Annotated in this window: 16 protein-coding genes and 1 pseudogene; 8 read left to right on the top strand and 9 right to left on the bottom strand. The window is 70.4% G+C overall.

Annotation, left to right across the window (positions count from 1 at the left end; genetic code table 11):
- Positions 1-120 (top strand): annotated as a pseudogene (locus HNQ01_RS21170) (succinate--CoA ligase subunit alpha); the annotation flags it as partial.
- A gap of 169 nt (positions 121-289) precedes the next feature.
- On the opposite strand, the gene HNQ01_RS21165 reads toward HNQ01_RS21170, so the two are convergent.
- The gene (locus HNQ01_RS21165; RefSeq protein WP_173807500.1) at positions 290-1,507 is read right to left on the bottom strand and encodes a porin; all 1,218 of its coding nucleotides are present in this window, start codon (positions 1,505-1,507) and stop codon (positions 290-292) included.
- A 722-nt stretch (positions 1,508-2,229) separates the two neighbouring features.
- Here HNQ01_RS21165 and HNQ01_RS21160 point away from each other — a divergent pair.
- Complete coding sequence (locus tag HNQ01_RS21160; RefSeq protein ID WP_286181052.1) at positions 2,230-3,381, top strand: SGNH/GDSL hydrolase family protein; 1,152 nt, start codon at positions 2,230-2,232, stop codon at positions 3,379-3,381.
- A 183-nt stretch (positions 3,382-3,564) separates the two neighbouring features.
- Positions 3,565-3,798, top strand: a complete 234-nt coding sequence (locus HNQ01_RS21155) for a hypothetical protein (RefSeq protein WP_173807499.1) — start codon at positions 3,565-3,567, stop codon at positions 3,796-3,798.
- A gap of 13 nt (positions 3,799-3,811) precedes the next feature.
- Here the strand turns inward: HNQ01_RS21155 and HNQ01_RS21150 are convergent, their stop codons facing one another.
- The 5 genes from HNQ01_RS21150 to aceE form a co-directional block, all read right to left on the bottom strand.
- On the bottom strand, positions 3,812-4,369 hold the full coding sequence (locus HNQ01_RS21150) for a YbhB/YbcL family Raf kinase inhibitor-like protein (RefSeq protein WP_217427645.1): 558 nt from the start codon (positions 4,367-4,369) through the stop codon (positions 3,812-3,814).
- A gap of 226 nt (positions 4,370-4,595) precedes the next feature.
- Positions 4,596-5,333 carry a ComEA family DNA-binding protein gene (locus tag HNQ01_RS22250; protein WP_217427642.1) on the bottom strand — a complete coding sequence of 246 codons (738 nt, stop codon included), beginning with the start codon at positions 5,331-5,333 and terminating at the stop codon, positions 4,596-4,598.
- A gap of 351 nt (positions 5,334-5,684) precedes the next feature.
- Complete coding sequence (gene lpdA, locus HNQ01_RS21140; RefSeq protein WP_173807497.1) at positions 5,685-7,508, bottom strand: dihydrolipoyl dehydrogenase; 1,824 nt, start codon at positions 7,506-7,508, stop codon at positions 5,685-5,687.
- 16 nt (positions 7,509-7,524) lie between these two features.
- On the bottom strand, positions 7,525-9,204 hold the full coding sequence (aceF, locus tag HNQ01_RS21135) for a dihydrolipoyllysine-residue acetyltransferase (protein ID WP_173807496.1): 1,680 nt from the start codon (positions 9,202-9,204) through the stop codon (positions 7,525-7,527).
- Between the two features lie 27 nt (positions 9,205-9,231).
- Complete coding sequence (gene aceE / locus HNQ01_RS21130; protein ID WP_173807495.1) at positions 9,232-11,922, bottom strand: pyruvate dehydrogenase (acetyl-transferring), homodimeric type; 2,691 nt, start codon at positions 11,920-11,922, stop codon at positions 9,232-9,234.
- Positions 11,923-12,104: 182 nt separating this feature from the next.
- On the opposite strand from aceE, the gene HNQ01_RS21125 reads away from it, so the two are divergent.
- From HNQ01_RS21125 to HNQ01_RS21105, 5 genes are all read left to right on the top strand, one after another.
- Positions 12,105-14,651, top strand: a complete 2,547-nt coding sequence (locus tag HNQ01_RS21125; protein WP_173807494.1) for a PAS domain-containing sensor histidine kinase — start codon at positions 12,105-12,107, stop codon at positions 14,649-14,651.
- 4 nt (positions 14,652-14,655) lie between these two features.
- Complete coding sequence (locus HNQ01_RS21120) at positions 14,656-15,285, top strand: response regulator transcription factor (RefSeq protein WP_173807493.1); 630 nt, start codon at positions 14,656-14,658, stop codon at positions 15,283-15,285.
- A 94-nt stretch (positions 15,286-15,379) separates the two neighbouring features.
- Complete coding sequence (folD, locus tag HNQ01_RS21115) at positions 15,380-16,243, top strand: bifunctional methylenetetrahydrofolate dehydrogenase/methenyltetrahydrofolate cyclohydrolase FolD (RefSeq protein ID WP_173807492.1); 864 nt, start codon at positions 15,380-15,382, stop codon at positions 16,241-16,243.
- Between the two features lie 165 nt (positions 16,244-16,408).
- Positions 16,409-18,442 (top strand): M3 family metallopeptidase, encoded by a 2,034-nt coding sequence (locus HNQ01_RS21110; RefSeq protein WP_173807502.1) that lies wholly within the window; start codon positions 16,409-16,411, stop codon positions 18,440-18,442.
- Positions 18,439-18,990 (top strand): lipocalin family protein, encoded by a 552-nt coding sequence (locus HNQ01_RS21105; protein ID WP_173807491.1) that lies wholly within the window; start codon positions 18,439-18,441, stop codon positions 18,988-18,990. The genes HNQ01_RS21110 and HNQ01_RS21105 overlap by 4 nt, the downstream gene beginning before the upstream one ends.
- Before the next feature lie 37 nt (positions 18,991-19,027).
- Here HNQ01_RS21105 and HNQ01_RS21100 read toward each other — a convergent pair whose 3' ends face one another.
- From HNQ01_RS21100 to HNQ01_RS21090, 3 genes are all read right to left on the bottom strand, one after another.
- On the bottom strand, positions 19,028-20,182 hold the full coding sequence (locus HNQ01_RS21100) for a glycosyltransferase (protein ID WP_217427641.1): 1,155 nt from the start codon (positions 20,180-20,182) through the stop codon (positions 19,028-19,030).
- A gap of 174 nt (positions 20,183-20,356) precedes the next feature.
- Positions 20,357-21,892 (bottom strand): M16 family metallopeptidase, encoded by a 1,536-nt coding sequence (locus HNQ01_RS21095; RefSeq protein WP_173807489.1) that lies wholly within the window; start codon positions 21,890-21,892, stop codon positions 20,357-20,359.
- Positions 21,892-23,364, bottom strand: coding sequence for a M16 family metallopeptidase (locus HNQ01_RS21090; protein ID WP_173807488.1), 1,473 nt, complete (start codon positions 23,362-23,364; stop codon positions 21,892-21,894). Before HNQ01_RS21090 ends, HNQ01_RS21095 begins: the two co-directional genes overlap by 1 nt.
- Between the last annotated feature and the right edge of the window lie 22 nt (positions 23,365-23,386).

Genomic DNA, 23,386 nt, shown 5'->3' with positions numbered 1-23,386 from the left:
GCCCTGATCTCGGGCGGCGCCGACACGGCCGACGCCAAGCTCGCCATCATGGAAGAGTGCGGCTTCAAGGTCACCCGCAACCCCTCGGAAATGGGTCGCATCCTGAAGTCGCTGCTGTGATGCTGCGCTGACCCCGGCCGCCTGGCCGGGGCTGCAGGCACCGCGACGAAAAAAGGCCACCCCTTGCGGGGTGGCCTTTGCACTTTCATGCAGACCGATCCGCGTGTCCGGAGACCCCTCCCCGGCCACGCCATGCCGCCCGGGGGAGCGGACTCCCCCGGCGCATTCCTCAGAAGAACAGCACGCCACCCAGCGAGATGCTGCGGTTCTTCTCCTTGGTGGCCACGTTGTCCTTGCGCTCCTGGTTGAGCTCGCCGGTCAGCGTGATGTACTTGTTCAGCGTGTGGTAGACGCCCAGCGTCAGGCCCTTGCTGTAGATCGAGTTGCCCGCGCCGACCGCGCCGTCGCTGTCGGTGTTCTTGCCGTAGTTGACGCCGACCTTGGTGTCGCCGGTGATCTTGTAGGTCACCTGGGCCAGATAGCCCTTCGAGTCGGTGCGGTTGCCGGCGGCGTCGGCGCCGCCCAGGAACTGCGCGCCCACCGTCGACAGGCCCAGGCCCTTGCCCTTGAAGCCGTAGAGCACCGCCTCGGCGTCGCCGAAGCCGACCTTGGCGCCGAGCTCCATGCCGTTGGCGGTGAAGGGCTGGCTGGTGCAGGTGCCCGAGCAGCTGGTGCTCTGGTGGACCAGGCCGGTCCAGACCTTGCCGGCGGCCGGACCGCTCCAGTCGTAGCTGAGCATCGCCTGCACGCCCGGCGTGCGGGTCTGGTTGCCGGCGAAGCGGCTCGGCTGGAAGATGCCGGCCGCGGCCTGCACGCCACCCGTCTTCGGCGTCGTGTAGGTGATCTGCGGCTGGAAGCCCACGTACATGTAGCCGTGGCCGATCATGCCGAAGGTGGTGTTGAACGGAATGCTCGCGTTGGTCGTGCCGCCGACGCCCAGCAGCGTCATGTCCGACAGCACGATGTTCTGGCCGAACAGGCCGATGTCGCGGCCGAACTTGATCGTGCCCCAGCCGTCGTTGCCGAACTGGAAGTAGGCGCTGCGGGTGTCGATCTGGCTGTAGGGATTCGGCGTGGCCGGGCTGGCACCGCCCGAGTTGTCGCCGATCGGCAGGCCGACGACGCTCGAGGTGCTGTTGATGCCCGGCGCGAAGCTGATGTCGGCCTTCACGTTCTGCTCGCCGGCCTTGGCGGTGGCGGTGAAGTGGATCCAGCCCGGCAGCAGGCCGTTGGAGATCGCGCTGTTGTCGCTCTTCGATTCGGCACCGGTGGCCTTGGTGGTCACGGTGGCGCTGCGGTTGACGTAGAAGCCGTTGACGGTGCCGCTGATGTCGAGCGTGACGTCGCCCTGGGTGAAGCTGACGGCCTCGGCCTGGCCGGCCGCAAGCAGGCCCAGCAGCATCACGCCGAGCGCATGGCGGATCGGGGTCGGACGGAATCGCTTCATGGTATGTCTCCTTCGATGAGGGTCGTGTGGCATTGTTCGGGAACGGATCCCCCCAGGGCCAGATCCGTGCCAGCCTGCCGCCCCACCTCGCAGCCCCCTGCTCTCCGGGATGACCCTGTCACATCGGTGTCCTGCACCCCCGCCGCCACCCCGACTGGCCCAGGCTGGAGCAGCCCGGCCGCCTGCGGCAGGCGAACCGGGCGGCGCCGGACACCCGTCCATCAGGATCGGCCCGCGAACGTCCGATCCGCACCACGCCGCCCTGCGGGCCCATCACCCCGGAACCGCCCGGGCCGCGGCCGCTCCCCCGCGAAAGTCCCTAGACAGCCCGGGGAATCACCGCGACGGGTTACACGACGGTCACAGACCGCCTCGCTGCACTGGCACCGGTTCCGCGCCGGCAGCTGCCCCATCCCGGCACACCCTGGCGCGGTCCGGGCGCGGGCGATCTCTCGAGAGGACAGCGCCGGCAGCGCTGCTCGCGCCCGCTGCTCCAGGGCCCGCGTCCACGCTGGAACAGTGCTCGCGCAGGCGGCGCCGCCGAAGAAACAGCGATGTAACCCGCGAGCAAGGGGTTTTCCCGTGTCCTGCCCGGGCGGCTCGGCCGGTCGAGGGTTTGTCAGGACGACAGCGCACGGCGCGGCTCGTAGAGTCACTCGCACAAAATCGAACGGTCGTGCTTTTTTTGTCACGCCGTCGCCTCGGTCCGATCAGGAGACATGATGAAGACGCCTTCCCCCACCGCCCGCCCCTTCCCCGTGCGCGCCGCGATCACGCTGGCCGCCGCGCTGATGCTCGCCGCCTGCGGTGGCGGCGGCGGTGACGACAGCGGCCCGAAGGTCGGCGCGCTGAAGGTCATGGGCGACAGCCTGGCCGACGTCGGCACCTTCGGGATGAAGTTCACCATCCAGGGCAACGCCACCTATCCGGAGCTGATCTCGCAGGCCTACGGCCTGGGCAGCGGCTGCAACTTCTTCCGCTTCACCGGCACCACCTTCACGACCGACAGCAGCGTCAACTGCACCAACTTCGCCGTCGGCGGCGGTGTCATCAATCCGGCCAGCTTCGCGCTGAGCGCCCAGGACCCGCGCGGCCTGGCGGTGCAGTTCGCCGCGGCCAACGCCATCGGCGCCTTCACCGCCGGCGACCTGCTGCTGATCGACGGCGGCGGCAACGATGCCGCGTCGCTGGTCTCCGCCTACCTGAAGGCCTCGACGGATGGCGGTGCGGCCTACACCGCGCTGCTGGGCAGCCTGCTGTCGAGCGCGCAGGTCTCGGCCGCGGCGGCCGGCGGCACGACCGGCCTGGCCGGCGCCGGCGCGACCTACATGGGCGCGCTGGCCGACCGCATGGTCACGCTGATCACCACGCAGGCACTCGACCGCGGCCTGCGCCGCGTCGCGCTGCTGAACATGCCCGCGATCACGCAGACGCCGCGCTTCCGCATGGTGCTGGCCAGCATCGGCGCCAGCGCCGGCGCAACCGCCAGCGCGCAGAGCGAGGCGCTGTTCCGCAGCTGGGTGTCGGCCTACAACACCCGGCTGGCCGAGCGGCTCGGCAACGACAGCCGCGTCGCGCTGATCGACTTCCAGGCCTCGCTCGACGCCGAGATCGCCGATCCGGCCGCCTACGGCCTGAGCAACGTGAGCACGCCGGCCTGCCCGGTCACCGGCACCGGCAGCGACGGCCTGCCGACCTACACCTTCGCGACCTGCACCGACGCCGCGCTGGCCGCCAGCCCGCCCGCGGGCGCCTCGGGCAGCGACTGGTACAGGCGCTACGCCTTCTCCGACGGCTTCCACCCGACGCCCTACGGCCACCAGCTGCTGGCGGCGCTGATCAGCAAGGCGCTGCTGGCGAAGGGATGGAACTGAGGGGGCCGCACGCCCGACGCCAGCAGGCCACAAAAGTCATGTCACTTTGGCACGCCGGCTGACGGCATCCGACGGGTGGCCTCCCGCCGCCCGGACACCCTGGAGAGAATTTCCGGATCGGGACAGGCTCCGCCACGGCGGCCCTGCCCGATGCCCGGCCATCATCTTCAGGGAGCCCTCTTCATGCATCACCACCCCTTCGTCTCCGTGCTGGTCCTGTCGGCCTGCGCACCGCTGATCGCGCAGGCCGAACCGGCCCGCCCGGCCCCGACCGCCCCTGCGGCGACCGAACCGGCAGCGCCCTCGCCCTCTCTCACCACGTCAGGCCCGTCGCAGGCAACGGCGAAGGCGGAGAACAATGGATTCGGAACCCGGAATACGGCAGCCTCTGCGCAGATCAAACCGGGCCTGAAGTGAGCGGAGAAGCGCGTCAGCGCCCGTAGGTCGCGGTGAACGAGGCCTTGCCGAGCAGCTTGTCGCCCAGGCCCTTGTTCAGCACGAAGCCGTGCAGCGCCGCCGAGCCGGTCTTCGGGATGCCGGCGGCGGCGTGCAGGTTGTCGACGCCGAGCGCGAACACGGTGAAGACATAGCGGTGCGGCTTGTCGCCGACCGGCGGGCACGGGCCGCCCCAGTTGCCGTTGCCGCCGGTGGCGCCGGTGTCGAAGAAATCGCTGTGGCCGCCGTTCGCGCCGGCCGGCAGCGTCGCCGCCGAGTTGCCCGCACCCTGCGCCAGCGAGGTCACCGCAGCCGGGATGTTGTAGACGCCCCAGTGCCAGAAGCCGCTGCCGGTCGGCGCATCCGGGTCGTAGACCTGGATCGCGTACGACTTGGTACCAGCCGGCGGATTCGTCCAGACCAGCGCCGGCGAGACGTTCTCGCCCTTGCAGCCGAAGCCGTTGAGCACGAACTTGCCGGCGATGACGCTGCCGGCCGGGATGTCCGGGCTGGAGAGCGTGAAGCCGCCGGCGGACGCTGGCAGCGTCGGCATCGAGCCCGCACAACCCGCCAGGGTCAGCACGAGCGCGGACAGCGCGGACACGGCCGCCGGGCGGCGCAGGCGATCGGACATCATCGTCATCAGGGGTTCCTCCTCATCGGTATGAATGCAGGCGACCGCAGGTCGATCGCGGTCACCATGCATTCTGGACGAACCCTGCGCAGCGGCACAATGTCACACACCCTGACGACTGCGGGCCCCGGGAGGGCCCGGCCGTTCACAGGCGCACCAGCGTGCGGATCTTCTCCAGCAGCTTCGGGCCCATGCCCTTGACCGCCAGCAGGTCCGCCGTCGAGGCGAACGGGCGCGCCGCGACGATGGCCTCGGCCAGCTTCTTCGACACGCCCTTGATGGCGGCGATCTCGGCACGGCTGGCCTCGTTGAGCGAGAGACGCGCATCCGCCGCGGCCGCGGCAGGCGCCTTCGAGGCCGTCTTCGGCTCGGGGGTCAGCGCCGGCTGAGCGACGGCCTCGGCACGCGGCTCCGCCGGGGCGAAGTTCACCGTGATCACGTTGTCGGCCTGCGCCTGCACGGCGGCCACCGCCTTGCGCTCGACCACATAGGGCTGCGCGAACTGCACCTGGTCGCGCGTCACGAAGCCCTGGCCGTCCCACTCGCGCAGCATCAGCGTCAGGGTCCAGGTGCCGGCGCCCGGCGCGGTGAACGGCAGGTCATATTGATTGTTCACCAGCAGGTGCTGGCCCTGAACGCGGCCGATCTGCACGCCCGCCAGCGCCACCCCGTCGAAATCGCCACCCAAATAGGGTCGATCCAGCGCCCACAATTCCAGCGACAGGCTGCCGCTGATATTGTCGGCATGGCGATGATTGGAAATCTCGGATGCGCTGAGAATCACGCGGTCGCCGTGGATCGAATATCCATTGATACCCGACAGGGTCAGCGACGAACTGTTTTGCGGAGCAATATTCAGCAGAGCGGTGGAAGGCATGTTCATGGTCGGTGTTGCGGCCCCCGGGCCGCTGGACACGAGCGGCGCCACGCTGTGCGCCCTCTCGAAGGCGGGCGGATTGTGACACCAGTGTTCGCCCGGCTGTGTGAAAGCGGCATGAACCGCCCCGGCCCATCCGCCCTCGGACATCGCGGTGGCGGCCCCATCGGCATTTGCATGGCCTGAAAATGCACGGATCAGGTGCAGCGCAGGATAAATGCACCAACTTGGTCCACCGAATCATTAACACCCTGTCGCAAAAAAACCCGACCGGCTGACGCTGATCGGGTTTTTCTTCGCAGGCCTTGCGGGCCTGTCGTGGGCACCCGCTTTCGCGGGTGTGACGGGAATATCGTCTTACTTCTTGCTCGGCGGCAGGTCCGTGCACGAGCCGTGCGCCACTTCCGCCGCCATGCCGATGCTCTCGCCCAGCGTCGGGTGCGGGTGGATGGTCTTGCCGATGTCCACCGCGTCGGCGCCCATCTCGATGGCCAGCGCGATCTCGCCGATCATGTCGCCGGCGTGCGTGCCGACGATGCCGCCGCCGAGGATCTTGCCGTGGCCGTGGGCCTCGGGAGAATCATCGAACAGCAGCTTGGTGAAACCCTCGTCGCGGCCGTTGGCGATCGCCCGGCCCGAAGCCGTCCACGGGAACAGGCCCTTCTTGACCTTGATGCCCTGCGCCTTGGCCTGGTCCTCGGTCAGACCGACCCACGCCACTTCCGGATCGGTGTAGGCCACCGACGGGATGACGCGGGCGTTGAAGGCCGACTTCGCCAGCTTGTCGTCGCCCAGCAGCGTGCCGGCGATGACTTCCGCCGCGACGTGCGCCTCATGCACCGCCTTGTGCGCCAGCATCGGCTGGCCGACGATGTCGCCGATGGCGAAGATGTGCGGCACGTTGGTGCGCATCTGGATGTCGACGTTGATGAAGCCGCGATCGGTCACCGAGACGCCCGCCTTGTCGGCAGCGATCTTCTTGCCGTTGGGCGTGCGGCCCACGGCCTGCAGCACCAGGTCGTAGACGCCTTCCGACTTCGTGCCGTCCAGGCCCTCGAACTGCACCTTGATGCCTTCGGGGGTCGCTTCGGCGCCGACCGTCTTCGTCTTCAACATGATGTTGTCGAAGCGCTTGGCGTTCATCTTCTGCCAGACCTTGACCAGGTCGCGGTCGGCGCCCTGCATCAGGCCGTCCATCATCTCGACCACGTCCAGGCGGGCGCCCAACGTGGAATAGACGGTGCCCATCTCCAGGCCGATGATGCCGCCGCCGACGATGAGCATCTTCTTCGGCACCGACTTCAGCGCCAGGGCGCCGGTCGAGTCGACGATGCGCTCGTCATTGGGGAAGAACGGCAGGCGCACCGCCTGCGAGCCCGCGGCGATGATGACCGACTTGAACTTCACCACCTTGGTCGAGCCGGTGCGTTCGGTGCCGGTGCCGCCGGTTTCCTCGACCTGCACGTGGTACGGGTCCAGGAACTGGCCGACGCCGCGCACGGTCGTGACCTTGCGCATCTTGGCCATCGCGGCCAGGCCGCCGGTCAGCTTGCCGATGACCTTTTCCTTGTGGCCGCGCAGCTTGTCGATGTCCAGCGTCGGAGCGCCGAACTCGACGCCCAGATCCCCCAGGTGCGAGACCTCGTCCATCACGGCCGCGACATGCAGCAGCGCCTTCGACGGGATGCAGCCGACGTTCAGGCAGACACCGCCGAGCGTCGCGTAGCGCTCGACGATGACCGTCTTCAGGCCGAGATCGGCGGCGCGGAAGGCGGCCGAGTAGCCGCCCGGGCCCGCGCCCAGCACCAGCACGTCGCACTCGACGTCGGCCGGGCCGCTGTAGCTGCCGGCCGGACCGGCCGGTGCGGCCACCGGAGCCGGTGCCGCGACCGGGGCGGCGGCCGCCGGTGCGGGCGCCGGTGCCGGAGCGGCCGCAGCCGCCTCGGCGCTCTCCAGCACCAGGATCACGTTGCCCTGGTTCATCTTGTCGCCCAGCGCGACCTTGAGCTCCTTGACCACGCCGGCGTGGCTCGACGGAATCTCCATCGAGGCCTTGTCGGATTCGACCGTGATCAGGCTCTGCTCGGCCTTCACCGTGTCGCCGGCCTTGACCAGCAGCTCGATGATCGCCACGTCCTTGAAGTCGCCGATGTCCGGGACCTTCACTTCGATCAGTGCCATGTCGTGTTCTCCCCGATCACAGCACGATGCGGCGGAAGTCCGCCAGCAGCGATGCGAAGTAGACGTTGAAGCGGGCGGCGGCCGCGCCGTCGATGACGCGGTGGTCCCACGACAGCGACAGCGGCAGCATCAGGCGCGGCTGGAACTGCTTGCCGTCCCACTTCGGCTCGATCTGGCTCTTGCACACGCCCATGATCGCGACTTCCGGGGCGTTGATGATCGGCGTGAAATACCGACCACCGATGCCGCCCAGGCTGGAGATCGTGAAGCAGGCGCCGCTCATGTCGGCCGGGCCCAGCTTGCCGTCGCGCGCCTTCTTGGCCAGCTCGCCCATTTCCTGGCTGATCTGGAAGATGCCCTTCTTGTCGCAGTCCTTGATGACCGGGACCACCAGGCCGTTGGGCGTGTCCGCCGCGAAGCCGATGTGGAAGTAGTTCTTCAGCACCAGCTGCTCGCCGTCGAGCGACGAGTTGAACTCGGGGAACTTCTTCAGCGCCGCGACCGCCGCCTTGATCATGAAGGCCAGCATGGTGACCTTGACGCCGGACTTCTCGTTTTCCTTGTTCGTCTGGACGCGGAAGGCTTCCAGCTCGGTGATGTCCGCGTCGTCATGGTTGGTGACGTGCGGGATGACCACCCAGTTGCGGTGCAGGTTGGCGCCCGAGATCTTCTTGATGCGCGACAGGTCCTTGCGCTCGACCGGGCCGAACTTGGCGAAGTCGACCTTCGGCCACGGCAGCAGGCCGGGGAAGGCGCCACCGGCGGCGGCCGCCGCGGCCGGAGCCGGAGCGGCGGCCTTCTGCGCCGCGGTCTGCACCGCGCCGGCCATCACGCCCTTGACGAAGCCCTGGATGTCGGCCTCGGTGATGCGGCCCTTCGGACCGGTTCCCTTGACCTCGGCCAGCGGCACGCCCAGTTCGCGGGCGAACTTGCGCATCGACGGCGACGCATGCGGCAGGCCCAGCGCCGGAGCGGTCGGGTTGTGCGCCGGCACGGCAGCGGCCGGGGCCGCGGCAACCGGAGCGGCAGCCGCCGGGGCCGGCGCCGCAACGGGCGCCGCCACCGGAGCGGCAGCGGGTGCAACCGCGGCAGGCGCCGGAGCGGCCACGGCGCCGGCCGCGCCTTCCAGCACCGCCACCAGCGAGCCCTTGCTCACCTTGTCGCCCAGCGCGACCTTCAGCTCCTTGACCACGCCGGCGTGGCTCGACGGGATCTCCATCGAGGCCTTGTCCGACTCGACGGTGATCAGGCTCTGCTCGGCCTTGACGGTGTCGCCGACCTTGACCAGCAGCTCGATGACCGCGACCTCGGAGAAGTCGCCGATGTCGGGCACGAACACCTCGACCGGGCCGGCGGCGGCGGCGGCCGGGGCCGCGGCCACCGGGGCCGGAGCCGGTGCAGCCACCGGCGCCGGGGCCGGCGCAGCAGCGGCCGGAGCCGGCGCGGCGGCGGCCGCACCGGCCACTTCCAGCATCAGCACCAGCGAGCCTTCGCTGACCTTGTCGCCCAGCGCGACCTTCAGCTCCTTGATCACGCCGGCGTGCGAGCTGGGAATCTCCATCGAGGCCTTGTCGGACTCGACGGTGATCAGGCTCTGCTCGGCCTTGATGGTGTCACCCGCCTTGACGAGGACCTCGATGATCGTCACTTCCTTGAAGTCCCCGATGTCGGGGACCTTCACTTCGATCAGTGCCATGGTGTCTGTCTCCGTGTTCCGTGCCGATCAGGCGTACAGCGGGTTGATCTTGTCGGTCTTGATGCCGTAGCGGCTGATCGCCTCGGCGACCTTGGCCAGCGGCAGCGTGCCCTCGTCGGCCAGCGCGCGCAGCGCGGCGACGACGATGTAGTGGCGGTTGACCTCGAAATGCTCGCGCAGCTTGGAGCGGAAGTCCGAGCGACCGAAGCCGTCGGTGCCCAGCACCTTGTAGGTGCGGCCCTTCGGCATGAACGGGCGGATCTGCTCGGCGTAGCTCTTCATGTAGTCGGTCGAGGCGACCACCGGGCCGGCGTGCGGCTGCAGCTGCTGGGTGACGAACGGGACCTTCTGGGCCTCGGTCGGGTGCAGCAGGTTCCAGCGCTCGCAGTCCTGGCCGTCGCGGGCCAGCTCGTTGAAGCTCGGGCAGCTCCAGACGTTGGCGGCCACGCCCCAGTCCTTCTCCAGCAGCTCCTTGGCGGCGATCGACTCGCGCAGGATCGTGCCCGAGCCCAGCAGGTTCACGCGCGGGGTGATCTTGGCGCCTTCCTGCAGCAGGTACATGCCCTTGAGGATCTGCTCCTCGGTGCCCTGCGACAGGCCCGGCATCGCGTAGTTCTCGTTGAGCAGCGTCAGGTAGAAGAACACGTTCTCCTGGTTCTCGACCATGCGCTTGAGGCCGTGGTGCAGGATCACGCCCACTTCATGCGCGAAGGTCGGGTCGTAGGAGACGCAGTTCGGGATCGTGCCGGCCAGGATGTGGCTGTGGCCGTCCTCGTGCTGCAGGCCTTCGCCGTTCAGCGTGGTCCGGCCCGACGTGCCGCCCAGCAGGAAGCCGCGGGCCTGCATGTCGCCGGCCGCCCAGGCCAGATCGCCGATGCGCTGGAAGCCGAACATCGAGTAGTAGACGTAGAACGGGATCATGATCCGGTTCGACGTGCTGTAGCTGGTGGCCGCGGCGATCCAGCTGGCCATGCCGCCGGCCTCGTTGATGCCTTCCTGCAGGATCTGGCCGGCCTTGTCCTCGCGGTAGTACATGACCTGGTCCTTGTCGACCGGCGTGTACTGCTGACCCAGCGGGTTGTAGATGCCGACCTGGCGGAACAGGCCTTCCATGCCGAAGGTGCGGGCCTCGTCGACCAGGATGGGCACGACGCGCGGACCGACGTCCTTGTCGCGCAGCAGCTGCGTCAGGAAGCGCACATAGGCCTGGGTGGTCGAGATCTCGCGGCCTTCCGCGGTGGGCTCGAGCACCGCCTTGAAGGTGTCCAGCGCGGGAATGGCGAACTGCTCGTCGGCCTTGGTGCGGCGGTGCGGCAGGTAGCCGCCCAGCGCCTTGCGGCGCTCGTGCAGGTAGCGCATCTCCGGCGTGTCGTCGGCCGGCTTGTAGAACGGGATCTTCGGCAGCTCGCTGTCGGGCACCGGGATGTTGAAGCGGTCGCGGAAGGCGCGGATGTCGTCGTCCGTCAGCTTCTTGGTCTGGTGGACGGTGTTCTTGCCCTCGCCGACCTTGCCCATACCGAAGCCCTTGACGGTCTTGATCAGCAGCAGCGTCGGCTGGCCCTTGTGGTTGACCGCGCGGTCGTAGGCCGCGTAGACCTTCTGCGGGTCGTGGCCGCCACGCTTCAGGGCCCAGATCTCGTCGTCGCTCATGTGGGCGACCATCTCGAGCGTGCGCGGGTCCTTGCCGAAGAAGTGCTTGCGCACGTAGGCGCCGTCGTTGGCCTTGAAGGACTGGTAGTCGCCGTCGACCGTGTCCATCATCAGCTTGCGCAGCGCGCCGTCCTTGTCCTTGGCCAGCAGCTTGTCCCACTCGCTGCCCCACAGCAGCTTGATGACGTTCCAGCCGGCGCCACGGAACTCGCCCTCGAGTTCCTGGACGATCTTGCCGTTGCCGCGCACCGGGCCGTCCAGGCGCTGCAGGTTGCAGTTGATGACGAAGATCAGGTTGTCCAGGCCTTCGCGAGCGGCCAGGCCGATCGCGCCCAGCGATTCCGGCTCGTCCATCTCGCCGTCGCCGCAGAACACCCAGACCTTGCGGTTGCTGGTGTCGGCGATGCCGCGGGCATGCAGGTACTTCAGGAAGCGCGCCTGGTAGATCGCCATCAGGGGGCCCAGGCCCATCGAGACGGTCGGGAACTGCCAGAAGCCGGGCATCAGCTTCGGGTGCGGGTAGCTCGAGAGGCCCTTGCCTTCGACTTCCTGGCGGAAGTGCAGCAGCTGCTCCTCGGTCAGGCGGCCTTCCAGGTAGGCGCGCGCGTAGACGCCCGGCGACACGTGGCCCTGGAAGTAGATGCAGTCGCCGCCGTGGTTCTCGCTCTCGGCGTGCCAGAAGTGGTTGAAGCCGGCGCCGAACATGTGCGCCAGCGAGGCGAAGGAGCCGATGTGGCCGCCCAGGTCGCCGCCGTCCTCGGGGTTGTGGCGGTTGGCCTTGACGACCATCGCCATCGCGTTCCAGCGCATGTAGGCGCGCAGGCGCTCCTCGATCTCGATGTTGCCCGGGCAGCGGGCTTCCTGGTCGACCGGAATGGTGTTGACGTAGGCGGTGTTGGCCGAGAACGGCATGTCCAGCCCGCTCTGGCGCGCATGGCCGAGCAGCTCGTCGAGGAGCTGGTGGGCGCGTTCGCCGCCTTCGGCCTGGATGACCGCGCTCAGCGCGTCCAGCCACTCGCGGGTTTCCTGGGTATCCGGATCCTGGGGATTCTGGGGCAGTGCAGACATGGTGTCTCCTCGTGCTGCATCGTCGGGAAAGACCCGTTGCGGCCGCGCTCGCTGGCGTCGGGCTCCGGGCAGGCGCACCCCTCCTCGGGGCATGGGCACGAAGTCTCGCACATCAGGATCGAAATTTCAAATGGTGCCTTACACATTCACATTGTGAAATTCACTGAAACCATAATGTCACCATGAGCTCCCGCCCTCCCGAATCCGCCCCGCCCGTGGCCCCGACCGCGCGCCCGGGCCTGCGCCTGCTGCGCCGCCTGGCCGCGCGCTGGCGACGCATGTCGCCCTCGCGCCAGGACCGGGTCGCGACGCTGGCACCGCTGCTGTCGGTGCTGCTGTTCCTGGCGGCGATCATCTCGGCCTTCTGGTATCTGCGGAACGAGGAGATCGAGCGCGAGATCGAGTCGGTCAAGCGCGACGCCGAGCTGGTGCAGCAGCAGATCCGCCTGCGGCTGATCGAGAACCAGGAGCAGCTGGTGCGCATGGCGCGCGAGGTCGCCACCCGCGCGGTCGACCGCGACGAGGTGGTGGAGCAGGCCGAGCGGCTGCAGCGCGAGCGCCCCGAGATCGTCAGCCTGACCTGGCTGGGCGCAGGCCGGCAGGTGCTGGCGCGCCATGTCTCGCCGGACCTGGTGGCGGCGATGCCGCGGCTGGGCACGCCCGGCGACGGCGACCCCAACGACGACGACGAGCGCCAGCGCATCACGCAGCAGACCTTCCGCAACGGCCGCGACCTGCGCCTGCCGGTCTACTCGCCGCCGTTCAAGCACAACAACCGGCTGCTGCTGGTGCAGGTGCTGGTGCCGGTGATCGACCACGGCAACTTCGCCGGCGCGCTGGTGGCCGAGTATTCGGTCGAGGCGCTGCTGCGCCATTTCGTGCCGCCGGAGGTCGCGCAGCGCCATGTCATCTCGGTGGTCGACAGCGACGACCAGGTCATGGCCAGCACCGTCGGCGCCGCCGGCAGCACCCGCCGCGGCACCGCGACGCTGACCTGGAGCGTGCCCTTCGCGCCGGTGCACCACGGCATCACGCTGCGCGGCGAGGGCTACCGCACCTCCGTCGGCCTGATCGGCAACACGCTGTTCTGGATGGTGCTGGCGCTGTCGGCGCTGACGCTGTGGATGCTGCTGGGCACCTGGCGCCACATGCGCCGGCGGCTGCAGATCCAGGGCGCGCTGGTGCAGGAGACCAACTTCCGCCGGGCGATGGAGAACTCCATGCTGACCGGCATGCGCGCGATGGACCTCGACGGGCGCATCACCTATGTCAACCCGGCCTTCTGCGCGATGACCGGCTTCACCGAGGCCGACCTGATCGGGCGCATGCCGCCCTACCCGCACTGGCCGCCCGAGCGCATGGAGGAAAACAACCGCCTGCTGCAGCAGGAGCTGGCCGGGCGCAGCCCCGCCGGCGGCATCGAGGTCAAGGTGCAGCGCAAGGACGGCACCCGCTTCGACGCGCGCATGTACGTCTCGCCGCTGATCGACTCGCGCGGCCAGCAGACCGGCTGGATGACCTCGATGACCAACATCACCGAGGCCAAGCGCATCCGCGACCAGCTCACCGCCTCGCACGAGCGCTTCACCACCGTGCTGGAGGGGCTGGATGCGGCGGTGTCGGTGATGTCGGTGCAGACCGGCGAGCTGCTGTTCGCCAACCGCACCTACCGGCTGTGGTTCGGCGGCGAGGCGCGCTGGCATGCGCAGCTCGCCGGCCGGCCGGCCGCGGGCGACGACGAGCTCACCGACGCGGTCGACGCGATGTCGGGCGTGCCCACCGCCGAGCTCGACGAGGCCGGCGCCGAGGCGCGCGAGGTGCACATCGAGGCGCAGCAGAAATGGTTCGACGTGCGCGCGCGCTACCTGCAGTGGACCGACGGCCGCCTGGCGCAGATGCTGATCGCCACCGACGTGACCTCGCGCCGGCAGATGGAGGAGGAGACCGCCCGCCAGATCGAGCGCGCCCAGGAGACCAGCCGGCTGGTGACGATGGGCGAGATGGCCTCCTCGGTCGCGCACGAGCTCAACCAGCCGCTGGCGGCGATCACCAACTACTGCAACGGCATGCTCTCGCGGCTGCGCGCCGGCAACCTGCGCGAGGAGGATCTGGCGATGGCGCTGGAGAAGACCTCCAAGCAGGCGCAGCGCGCCGGCCAGATCATCCACCGCATCCGCCAGTTCGTGAAGCGCAGCGAGCCGCAGCGCCAGGCCGCGCGCGCCGCCGAGATCGTCGAGGACGCGCTGGAGCTGGCCACCATCGAGCTCAAGCGGCGCAACGTCGCGATCCAGAGCTATGTCGCGCAGCGCCTGCCGGTGCTGCAGGTCGACCCGATCCTGATCGAGCAGGTGCTGCTGAACCTGCTGAAGAACGCCGCCGAGGCGATCGACAACGCGCAAATGCCGCCGAAGCGGCGCACCATCGAGCTGCGCGTCGTGCCGCGCCACACCGCCGAGCTCGGTGGCGTGATCGAGTTCAGCGTCACCGACGCCGGCCCCGGCATCCGCGAGGAAGTCATCGGCCGCCTCTACGAGGCCTTCTTCTCGACCAAGTCCGACGGCATGGGCATCGGGCTGTCGCTGTGCCGCTCGATCATCGAGTCGCACCAGGGCCGGATGAAAGCCGAGAACATCTACAATGGGGACAGCATCTGCGGATGCCGTTTCTCCTTCATGTTGCCCGTCGCCGCTGCGGGCGACGGCACGTCAAAGACACCTGAGGTCCACTGAAGACATGAGCCTGATCCCGAAGAAAGGTACGGTGTACGTCGTCGACGACGACGAGGCGGTTCGCGATTCGCTGCAGTGGCTGCTCGAGGGCAAGGACTACCGGGTCAAGTGCTTCGACTCGGCCGAGGCCTTCCTGTCGCGCTTCGACCCGCGCGAGGTCGCCTGCCTGGTCGCCGATATCCGCATGGACGGCATGAGCGGCCTGGAGCTGCAGGACCGCCTGCTCGAGCGCAAGAGCCCGCTGCCGATCGTCTTCATCACCGGCCACGGCGACGTGCCGATGGCGGTCACGACGATGAAGAAGGGCGCCGAGGACTTCATCGAGAAGCCGTTCAAGGAAGACGAGCTGGTCGCGCTGGTCGAGCGCATGCTCGACCGGGCCCGCTCCGCCTTCTCCTCGCACCAGGAACAGGCCAGCCGCGAGGCGCTGCTGGCGCGCCTGACCACCCGCGAGGCGCAGGTGCTCGAGCGCATCGTCGCCGGCCGCCTGAACAAGCAGATCGCCGACGACCTGGGCATCAGCATCAAGACGGTGGAGGCGCACCGCGCCAACATCATGGAGAAGCTCAACGCCAACACCGTCGCCGATCTGCTGAAGATCGCGCTGGGTGCCGGCCACGCCGCCAAGGCCTGAGCCCGCCCTCCCCGCTCCCGAGGCCGCTGAAGCGTCAGCGGCCTTTTTCATTGTCCCCCAGCTTCCTCAGCTCTTTTCCCTCCAGGAGATCCCCGTGACCGCCCAGCTCATCGACGGCAACGCCCTGTCCAAGCAACTCCGCGCCGAGGTGGCGCAACGCGCCGCCGCGCTGACCGCACGCGGCCTCAAGCCCGGTCTGGCCGTCGTCCTGGTCGGCGACAACCCGGCCAGCGCGGTCTATGTGCGCAACAAGGTCAAGGCCTGCGAGGACGTCGGCTTCCACTCGGTGCTGGAGAAGTACGAGGCCACGCTGTCGGAGGCCGAGCTGCTGGCGCGCATCGACGCGCTGAACAACGACCCGTCCATCCACGGCATCCTGGTGCAGCTGCCTCTCCCGAAGCACATCGACGACCACAAGGTGATCGAGGCCATCTCGCCGCTGAAGGACGTCGACGGCTTCCACGTCGCCTCGGCCGGCGCGCTGATGGTCGGCGAGGTCGGCTTCAAGGCCTGCACGCCCTACGGCTGCATGAAGATGCTCGAAAGCATCGGCATGAAGGATCTGCGCGGCAAGCACGCCGTCGTCATCGGCCGCTCCAACATCGTCGGCAAGCCGATGGCGATGATGCTGCTGGCCGCCAACGCGACCGTGACCGTCTGCCACAGCGGCACGGCCGACCTGGCCGCCATGACCCGCCAGGCCGACGTGATCGTCGCGGCGGTGGGCAAGCGCAACGTGCTGACCGCCGACATGGTCAAGCCGGGCGCGGTCGTCATCGACGTCGGCATGAACCGCAACCTTGAGGGCAAGCTCTGCGGCGACGTCGACTTCGACGGCTGCAAGGAGATCGCCGGCTTCATCACCCCGGTGCCGGGCGGCGTCGGGCCGATGACGATCACGATGCTGCTGGTCAACACGATGGAGGCGGCCGAGCGCGTCGCTGCTGCCGCCGCCTGAGCGAGCGCAGCACATCCCGTCACGCCCGGGAGCGGGCGGGGCCCCTTGCGGATGCCCTGCCCGCCCCCACCTGAAGCCCCGGTCGGTTACGCTGGCCGGGGCTTCGTGCCGTCCGGCGCGTCGCCTGTCCGTCCCCTTCGCTTTCCAGCCCTGCTGCCCATGCCGATGACCGACACCGCCGCCAATCCGCTGCTGACCTCCTCCCCGCTGCCGCTGTTCGACGCCATCCGCCCGGAGCATGTGAGCCCGGCGCTCGATGCGCTGCTGGCCGACGCGAACGCCGCGCTCGAGACCGCGGTCGCCGCCGACACCCCGGCCGACTACGACACGCTGTCGCGCACGCTGACCGTCGCCACCGAACGCCTGGGCTGCGCCTGGGGTGCGGTCGGGCATCTCAAGGGCGTGGCCGACACGCCGGAGCTGCGCGCCGCCTTCAACGAGAACCTGCCGCGCATCACCGAGTTCTATACCCGCCAGGGCGCCGACGAGCGGCTCTACGCCAAGTACAAGGCCATCGCCGCCAGCCCCGCCGCGGCCACGCTGAGCGCGCCGCGCCAGCAGGCGCTGTCGCACTGGCTGCGCGACTTCGTGCTGTCGGGCGCCGAGCTGCAGGGCGAGGCCAAGGTGCGCTTCGCGCAGATCCAGGAGCGGCTGGCCGAGCTGAGCCAGGCCTTCTCCGAGCATGTGCTCGACGCCACCGACAGTTTCTCCTGCCTCGTCACGACGGAGGAGCTCGCCGGCGTGCCGGCGGACGTGCAGGCCGCCACCCGCGCCGCGGCCGAGGCTGCGGGCCAGGACGGCCACAAGCTCACGCTGCACATGCCGGTCTACCTGCCGGTGATGCAGTACGCCGAGAACCGTGCGCTGCGCGAGCGCCTGTACACGGCCTACGTCACCCGCGCCTGCGAGGCCGGGCCGCCCGAGCGCGACAACACCGCGGTGATGGCCGAGATCCTGCGCCTGAAGCAGGAGGAGGCCGCGCTGCTGGGCTACGCCACCTACGCCGACGTCTCGCTGGTCGCCAAGATGGCCGAGAGCCCGCAGCAGGTCATGGACTTCCTGCGCGACCTGGCCCGCCGCGCCCGGCCCTACGCCGAGAAGGATCTGGCCGAGCTGCGCGAGTTCGCCGCCAAGGAGCTGGGCCTGAGCGAGCTGAAGTCCTGGGACGTGTCCTTCGCCAGCGAGAAGCTCAAGGAGGCGCGCTACGCCTTCAGCGACCAGGAGGTGAAGCAGTATTTCACCGAGCCGAAGGTGCTCGCAGGGCTGTTCCGCATCATCGAGACGCTGTTCGAGGTGGCGATCCGCCCGGACAGCGCGCCGGTCTGGCACGAGTCGGTGCGCTTCTACCGCATCGAGCGCGGCGGCGAACTGGTCGGCCAGTTCTATCTCGACCCCTACGCACGCCCGGGCAAGCGTCCCGGCGCCTGGATGGACGACGTGAAGGGCCGCTGGCTGCGCCCGGACACCGGCACGCTGCAGACGCCGGTGGCGCATCTGGTGTGCAACTTCTCGGCGCCGGTGGGGACGAAGCCCGCGCTGCTGACGCACGACGAGGTGCAGACCCTGTTCCACGAGTTCGGCCACGGCCTGCACCACATGCTGACGCAGGTGGCGGACCTGGGCGTGTCGGGCATCTCCGGCGTCGAGTGGGACGCGGTCGAGCTGCCGAGCCAGTTCATGGAGAACTTCTGCTGGGAATGGGAGGTGCTCAAGCACATGACCGCCCATGTCGACTCGGGCGAGCCGCTGCCGCGCGCCCTCTTCGACAAGATGATCGCCGCGAAAAACTTCCAGAGCGGCCTGATGACGCTGCGCCAGGTGGAGTTCGCGCTGCTCGACATGCGCCTGCACGCCGAGCCGGGCAGCGACGCGCGCATCCAGCAGGTCGTCGACGAGGTACGCGACGAGGTGGCGGTGATGAAGCCGCCGGCCTTCAACCGCTTCCAGCACACCTTCTCGCACATCTTCGCCGGCGGCTACGCGGCGGGCTACTACAGCTACAAGTGGGCCGAGCTGCTCAGCGCCGACGCCTGGAGCGCCTTCGAGGAAGAAGGCGTGCTCAACCCCGAGACCGGCCGGCGCTACCGCCGCGAGATCCTGGAGGCGGGCGGCGCGCGCGACGCGATCGACAACTTCCGGGCCTTCCGCGGCCGCGAGCCGAAGATCGACGCGCTGCTGCGTCACCAGGGCATGGCATGAAGGCGGCCCGTCTGACGATGGCGCTGGCGGCGGGCGCGGCGCTGCTGGCGCTGGCCGGCTGCGCCTCGGGCCCGGGCACGCCGGCCGCGCCGCTGCCGACCGTGGCCTCGGTCGACCTGGCGCGCTACGCCGGCGCCTGGTACGAGGTCGCCTCGCTGCCGAACCGCTTCCAGAAGCAGTGCGTCGCCGACACCCAGGCACGCTATCGCCCGGTCGGCGACGACATCGAGGTGCGCAACCGCTGCCGCACCGCCGACGGCGCGGTCGAGGACATCACCGGCATCGCCAAGGTGGTGCCGGGCAGCGGCAACGCCAAGCTGCGGGTGAGCTTCTTCCGGCCCTTCTACGGCGACTACTGGATCCTGGCCTTCGGGCCGGACCAGCGCTGGGTGCTGGTGGGCGAGCCGAAGCGCCAGTTCGGCTGGGTGCTGTCGCGCACGCCACAGCTGCCGCCCTCGGAGCTCGACGCCGCGCTGGCGCGTGCCGAGGCGCTGGGCTATGCCCGAAGCGCCTTCAAGACCACGCCGCAGACGCAGCCGCTGGATTGACGGAGCGATTGAGCGACCGGCCGCGCGGCCGGCCGGCTCAGGCCGCGCGCCGGCCGGTGCGGCCGGCGACCACCTGCTCGCAGACCTTCAGCGTCTCGACCGCCACGTCGTCCCAGGTGCGGCTCATCGCCGCGGCGATGCCGGCGTGGTCCCAGTCGCGGTCGAGCGCGTCGCGCAGCGCCTTCGTCAGCGCGCCGGCGTCGCGCGGCGGGATCAGGATGCCGTTGCGCTCGTGCAGGATCTCGCGGGTGCCGCCGACATCGGTGGCCACCACCGGGCGGCCGCAGGCCACGCCCTCGACCACCACGTTCGGATAGCCCTCCGACCAGCTTGGCAGCGTCAGCACGTCGGCGGCGTTGATCCATTCGGCGACCTGCTCCGGTGCCTGGCCGCCGGGCAGGTGCACCCGCTCGGTCAGGCCGGTCGAGCGCACCAGCTCCATCAGCTCGGCCTTCATCACGCCGTCGCCCACCAGCGCCAGCGTGACCTTCGGATCGTCCTTGGCCAGCGTCTGGAAGGCGGTGATCAGCTCGCGCATGCCCTTGGCCTCGACGAAGCGGCCGACGTACACGATCATCTTCTCGTCCGGCCTGACGCCCCACTTCGCGCGCAGCGCGGCCTGGTCGAGCGGCTTGAAGACGGCGGTGTTGAAGCCGTTGATGATGGTGTGGACCTTGTCGGCGGGCGCGCCGAACTCGCGGATCGAGTACTGGCGCATCGCCTCCGAGACGGTCAGCAGCGCGTCGACGCCGTCGATGGTGCGCCGCGTCATCTTCTCGTTGACGCCCGAGCGCACATGGATGTCCGAGCCCAGCGCGCCCACCACGCAGGGCACGCCCAGCGCACGCGCGGTGCGCAGCGCGGCGAAGCCGTCCGGATAGACCCAGTAGGCCAGCACCAGATCGGGCTTGAAGCGCCGCACCCTGGGCGTCAGCGACCAGCTGGCGATGTGGCCGTTCCAGCCGCGGCTGACGACCGGCAGGCCCATGTAGTCGAAGGTCTCGACATCGCAGCCGTCGAGCCGGTAGTCGGGGCCGATCGAACCGTAGATGAAGCTGCGCGGGCGCAGGCCCGGCACCTTCGGATACTGCATCGTCTGCAGGAAGGTCTTGACGGTGGCGAGCCGGCCGAGCGAGCGGGCGGTCTCGTGGATGTAGCGGCCCCGCGTCTGGTCGTGCGGGACGGGCAGCATGGGCGTGACGAGGGCGATGCGCATGGACGACAGAAGGGAAGAAGGTGGTGCTGGACGTCGGCCGCGGTACGGGCACGCGGCACAGGGATCGCCATTGTCGGGGCAAACCCGCACCGCCCGGTGACACGCGGCCCGCCCCGGCGCCGAGGGACGCGGCGGCGCGGGCAATGTGTCTCAGCGGCGCAGCATCGGACTGTCGAGCGCCAGCGTCGTCGCGTCCAGGCGCAGGGACTGCGCATCCAGCCCCTGCAGCGACTCGCCCGCGCCCTCGAGCCGGCCGACGACGACGGTGCGCAGCGCCGCGGCCGGCCAGCGCCGGCGCACGAACTCCAGCACCTGCAGGCCGTCGACGCCGGCGAGTTCGCCGGCGAAGCGCGCCGGCTCGTCGAGCGCCACGCCCTGGGCCCAGAGCTCGCCGAGCTGCGTGGCCAGCCCCTCGGTGGTGTCGAGCCGGCGCGCGAAGCTGCCCACCAGCGCCGCGCGCCGCGCCTGCAGCTCGGCCTCGTCGGGCGGCTCGCGTCCGGGCGAGAGCATCTGCTCGCGCATCAGCAGCACCGCCTCGGCGGCATGGCGGTGCTCGACGCGCGTCTCGGCGAAGAACAGGCCGCCGGCGCGCTGCTGCTCGATGCGGCCGTCGGCGCCGTAGGACAGGCCGCGGCGCACCCGCACCGCCTGGTTCAGCCGGGCCGAATAGCCGCCGCCCACCACCGCCGCGGCCATCTGCGCGACCCGGCGGTCCGGCGCGTCCAGCGCGACGAAGGGCGCGCTGACGACGACGCTGCTCTGCGCCGCCCACGGCAGGTCGATCAGCAGCGTCGCGGGCAGCACCGGCTGCGGCGCCGCGCTGGGCATCTCGTAGGTGGCCGGCTCGCCGGCTCGCCAGCCCTCCAGCAGCGGGCGCATCAGCGCACGGGCCCGCGCCGGATCGATGTCGCCGGCCAGCACGATGGCGAGCCGGTCCGGGCGGAACCAGCGCCGGTGCATCGCCGCCAGATCCTCGCGGCGCACCGCCTGCAGGCTCTCGGGCGTCGTCACCAGCCCGTGCAGGCTGCGCCCCCAGGCCGAGCGGCGCGCCACCAGCGTGGCCAGCAGCGCCGGGTCCTGCAGCCGCAGCCCCAGCCCGTCGATCGCCTGCGCGCGCACCTGCTGCAGCTCCTGCGCGCCCAGCAGCGGCCGGCGCACCAGATCGACCAGCAGCGCCAGCGCCTCGGGCAGGCGCGGCGTCATCACCGTCATGTCCACCCAGATGCCGCTGTCGTGCACGCCGGTGGCGATCGAGCCGCCCAGCGCCTCGGCCTGGCGCGCCAGCGTGGCGCCGTCGACCGGCTGGCCCTGGCGCATCGCGCCGCGCGCCAGCATCTGCGACAGCAGCATCGCGCAGCCCGCGCGCCCGGGAGGATCGGCCGCGCTGCCGCAGCGCACCCGCATCGACACGCTGACCAGCGGCAGCTCGTCCTGCGTCGCGACGATCAGCTCCGGCGCGCCGCCGCCCAGGCGCAGCCGCACCACGTCGGGCACATGCACCGGCGCCATCGGCCCGGGCTCGGGCAGACCCGGCACCGCCAGGCTGCTGCCGCGCGGCGGCCCGGCCCGCGGCACGCCCGAGGCCGAGGACAGCGCCGGCCCGGCGCAGCCCGACAGCGCCGCGCCGGCCAGGCCGAAGCCCAGACCGCCCTGCATCACCGAGCGCATCAGATCGCGCCGGCGCATCATCGCCGTCCCCCGGTCGGGGGCTGCTGCACGTACTGCAGCGTCACCCGCGGCGCGCCGAGCAGCTGGCTGCGCAGCACGCGGCGCACGTCCTCGGCCTGCACCGCGGCGAGCCGCTGCAGGTCGGCGTCGGCCGCGGCCGCGTCGCCCTGCAGCATCTCGGCCCAGCCGGCGGCCAGCGCCCGGCCCTCGGCGCTCTGGCGCGACACCAGCGCCTCGGTCAGCAGCCGGGTGCGGACCTTGTCGAGCTCGGCCGGCGCCAGGCGGCCATGCGCGAGCTGGTGCAGCTCGCGCAGCAGCGCCTCCTCCAGCCGCGGCAGGCGCGGATCGGCGCGCGGATCGAGGCCGACCACCGACGGGCCGGCGGCGATCGCCCAGGCGCTGAGCATGCCGGCCTCGGCGAACAGGTCGACGCCGAAGCCGGCGCCCTGCGCCAGGCGCTCGCGCTCGACCAGCGCGGCGACCATGCGCGAGGAGTCGCCGTCGCCCAGCAGCGCCGCGACCACGCGCCAGACCACCGCATCCGGATGCGAGGCGGCCGGGCCGCGCCACATCAGCGCCACCGCCGGCGCCGGCACCTGCGCAGCCGCCAGCACCGTGCGCGCATCGGCCTCGCGCGGCGGCTCGACGACCGGCATGCGCGGCACCGGCCCCCGCGGCGCCTGCAGCGGCCCGAAGTGGCGGTCCACCCAGCGCTCGAGCTGCGCCGGATCGAAGTCGCCGGCCACCACCAGCGTGGCGTTGTCCGGCCGGTAGTAGGCATCGTGAAAGCGCTGCACGTCGGCCAGCGTCGCCGCGTCCAGGTCCTCGATGCGGCCGATGACCGGGCGACGGTAGGGATGGGCCTGCCAGAAGGCCGGCGCCAGGCCGTGGAAGAGCGGCCCGTACGGATCGTCCAGCACGCGCTGGCGGAACTCCGCCTGCACCACCGCACGCTCGCTGCGCAGGCTGCTCTCGTCGACCTGCAGCCAGGCCATGCGCTCGGCCTCGGCCCACAGGATGCGCTCCAGGTGGCCCGAGGGCACCAGGCTGAGGTAGGCGGTCGTGTCCTCGGCGGTGAAGGCGTTGTTGCGCCCGCCGACGTCTTCGGTGAGCCGGTCGAAGGCCTCGTCGGGCAGGCGCCGGGTGCGCCGGAACATCATGTGCTCGAACAGGTGCGCGAAGCCCGAGCGGCCCGGCGGATCGTCCTTGCCGCCCACCCGGTACCAGATCTGCACCGCGACGACGCCGGCCCCGGCCCGGCCGACGCGGCGCTCGTCGGGCAGCGCGACCACCCGCAGCCCGTTGGCCAGCACGCGCTGCCGCGGCTGCAGCCGCGGCAGCGCCGGCCATCCGCCCGCGGCCGGCGCCGGCTCGCCCCGGGCATCGGCACGCACCGCGCCGGGCGCCGCCAGCGCCAGCGCGCCCAGCGCCCGCAGCCAGACCCGCCGGTCCGGCCCCCTGCCCCGCGTCGCCCGAAGCCCCGCCCTCACCGTCTCGCCATCCGCCACGCGC

The sequence above is a fragment of the Sphaerotilus uruguayifluvii genome, from assembly GCF_013294065.1.
Taxonomy (GTDB): Bacteria; Pseudomonadota; Gammaproteobacteria; order Burkholderiales; family Burkholderiaceae_C; genus Sphaerotilus; species Sphaerotilus uruguayifluvii.
The sequence above is the reverse complement of the archived record's forward strand: the minus strand, read 5'-3'. Positions and strand labels throughout refer to the sequence as shown.

Excerpts from the sequence above, each read along its gene's own strand:
- HNQ01_RS21165 (WP_173807500.1), bottom strand. The coding sequence starts at position 1,507 with ATGAAGCGATTCCGTCCGACCCCGATCCGCCATGCGCTCGGCGTGATG.
- HNQ01_RS21160 (WP_286181052.1), top strand. The coding sequence starts at position 2,230 with ATGAAGACGCCTTCCCCCACCGCCCGCCCCTTCCCCGTGCGCGCCGCG.
- HNQ01_RS21155 (WP_173807499.1), top strand. The coding sequence starts at position 3,565 with ATGCATCACCACCCCTTCGTCTCCGTGCTGGTCCTGTCGGCCTGCGCA.
- HNQ01_RS21150 (WP_217427645.1), bottom strand. The coding sequence starts at position 4,369 with ATGCCGACGCTGCCAGCGTCCGCCGGCGGCTTCACGCTCTCCAGCCCG.
- HNQ01_RS22250 (WP_217427642.1), bottom strand. The coding sequence starts at position 5,333 with ATGAACATGCCTTCCACCGCTCTGCTGAATATTGCTCCGCAAAACAGT.
- lpdA (WP_173807497.1), bottom strand. The coding sequence starts at position 7,508 with ATGGCACTGATCGAAGTGAAGGTCCCGGACATCGGCGACTTCAAGGAC.
- aceF (WP_173807496.1), bottom strand. The coding sequence starts at position 9,204 with ATGGCACTGATCGAAGTGAAGGTCCCCGACATCGGGGACTTCAAGGAA.
- aceE (WP_173807495.1), bottom strand. The coding sequence starts at position 11,922 with ATGTCTGCACTGCCCCAGAATCCCCAGGATCCGGATACCCAGGAAACC.
- HNQ01_RS21125 (WP_173807494.1), top strand. The coding sequence starts at position 12,105 with ATGAGCTCCCGCCCTCCCGAATCCGCCCCGCCCGTGGCCCCGACCGCG.
- HNQ01_RS21120 (WP_173807493.1), top strand. The coding sequence starts at position 14,656 with ATGAGCCTGATCCCGAAGAAAGGTACGGTGTACGTCGTCGACGACGAC.
- HNQ01_RS21110 (WP_173807502.1), top strand. The coding sequence starts at position 16,409 with ATGACCGACACCGCCGCCAATCCGCTGCTGACCTCCTCCCCGCTGCCG.
- HNQ01_RS21105 (WP_173807491.1), top strand. The coding sequence starts at position 18,439 with ATGAAGGCGGCCCGTCTGACGATGGCGCTGGCGGCGGGCGCGGCGCTG.
- HNQ01_RS21100 (WP_217427641.1), bottom strand. The coding sequence starts at position 20,182 with ATGCTGCCCGTCCCGCACGACCAGACGCGGGGCCGCTACATCCACGAG.
- HNQ01_RS21095 (WP_173807489.1), bottom strand. The coding sequence starts at position 21,892 with ATGCGCCGGCGCGATCTGATGCGCTCGGTGATGCAGGGCGGTCTGGGC.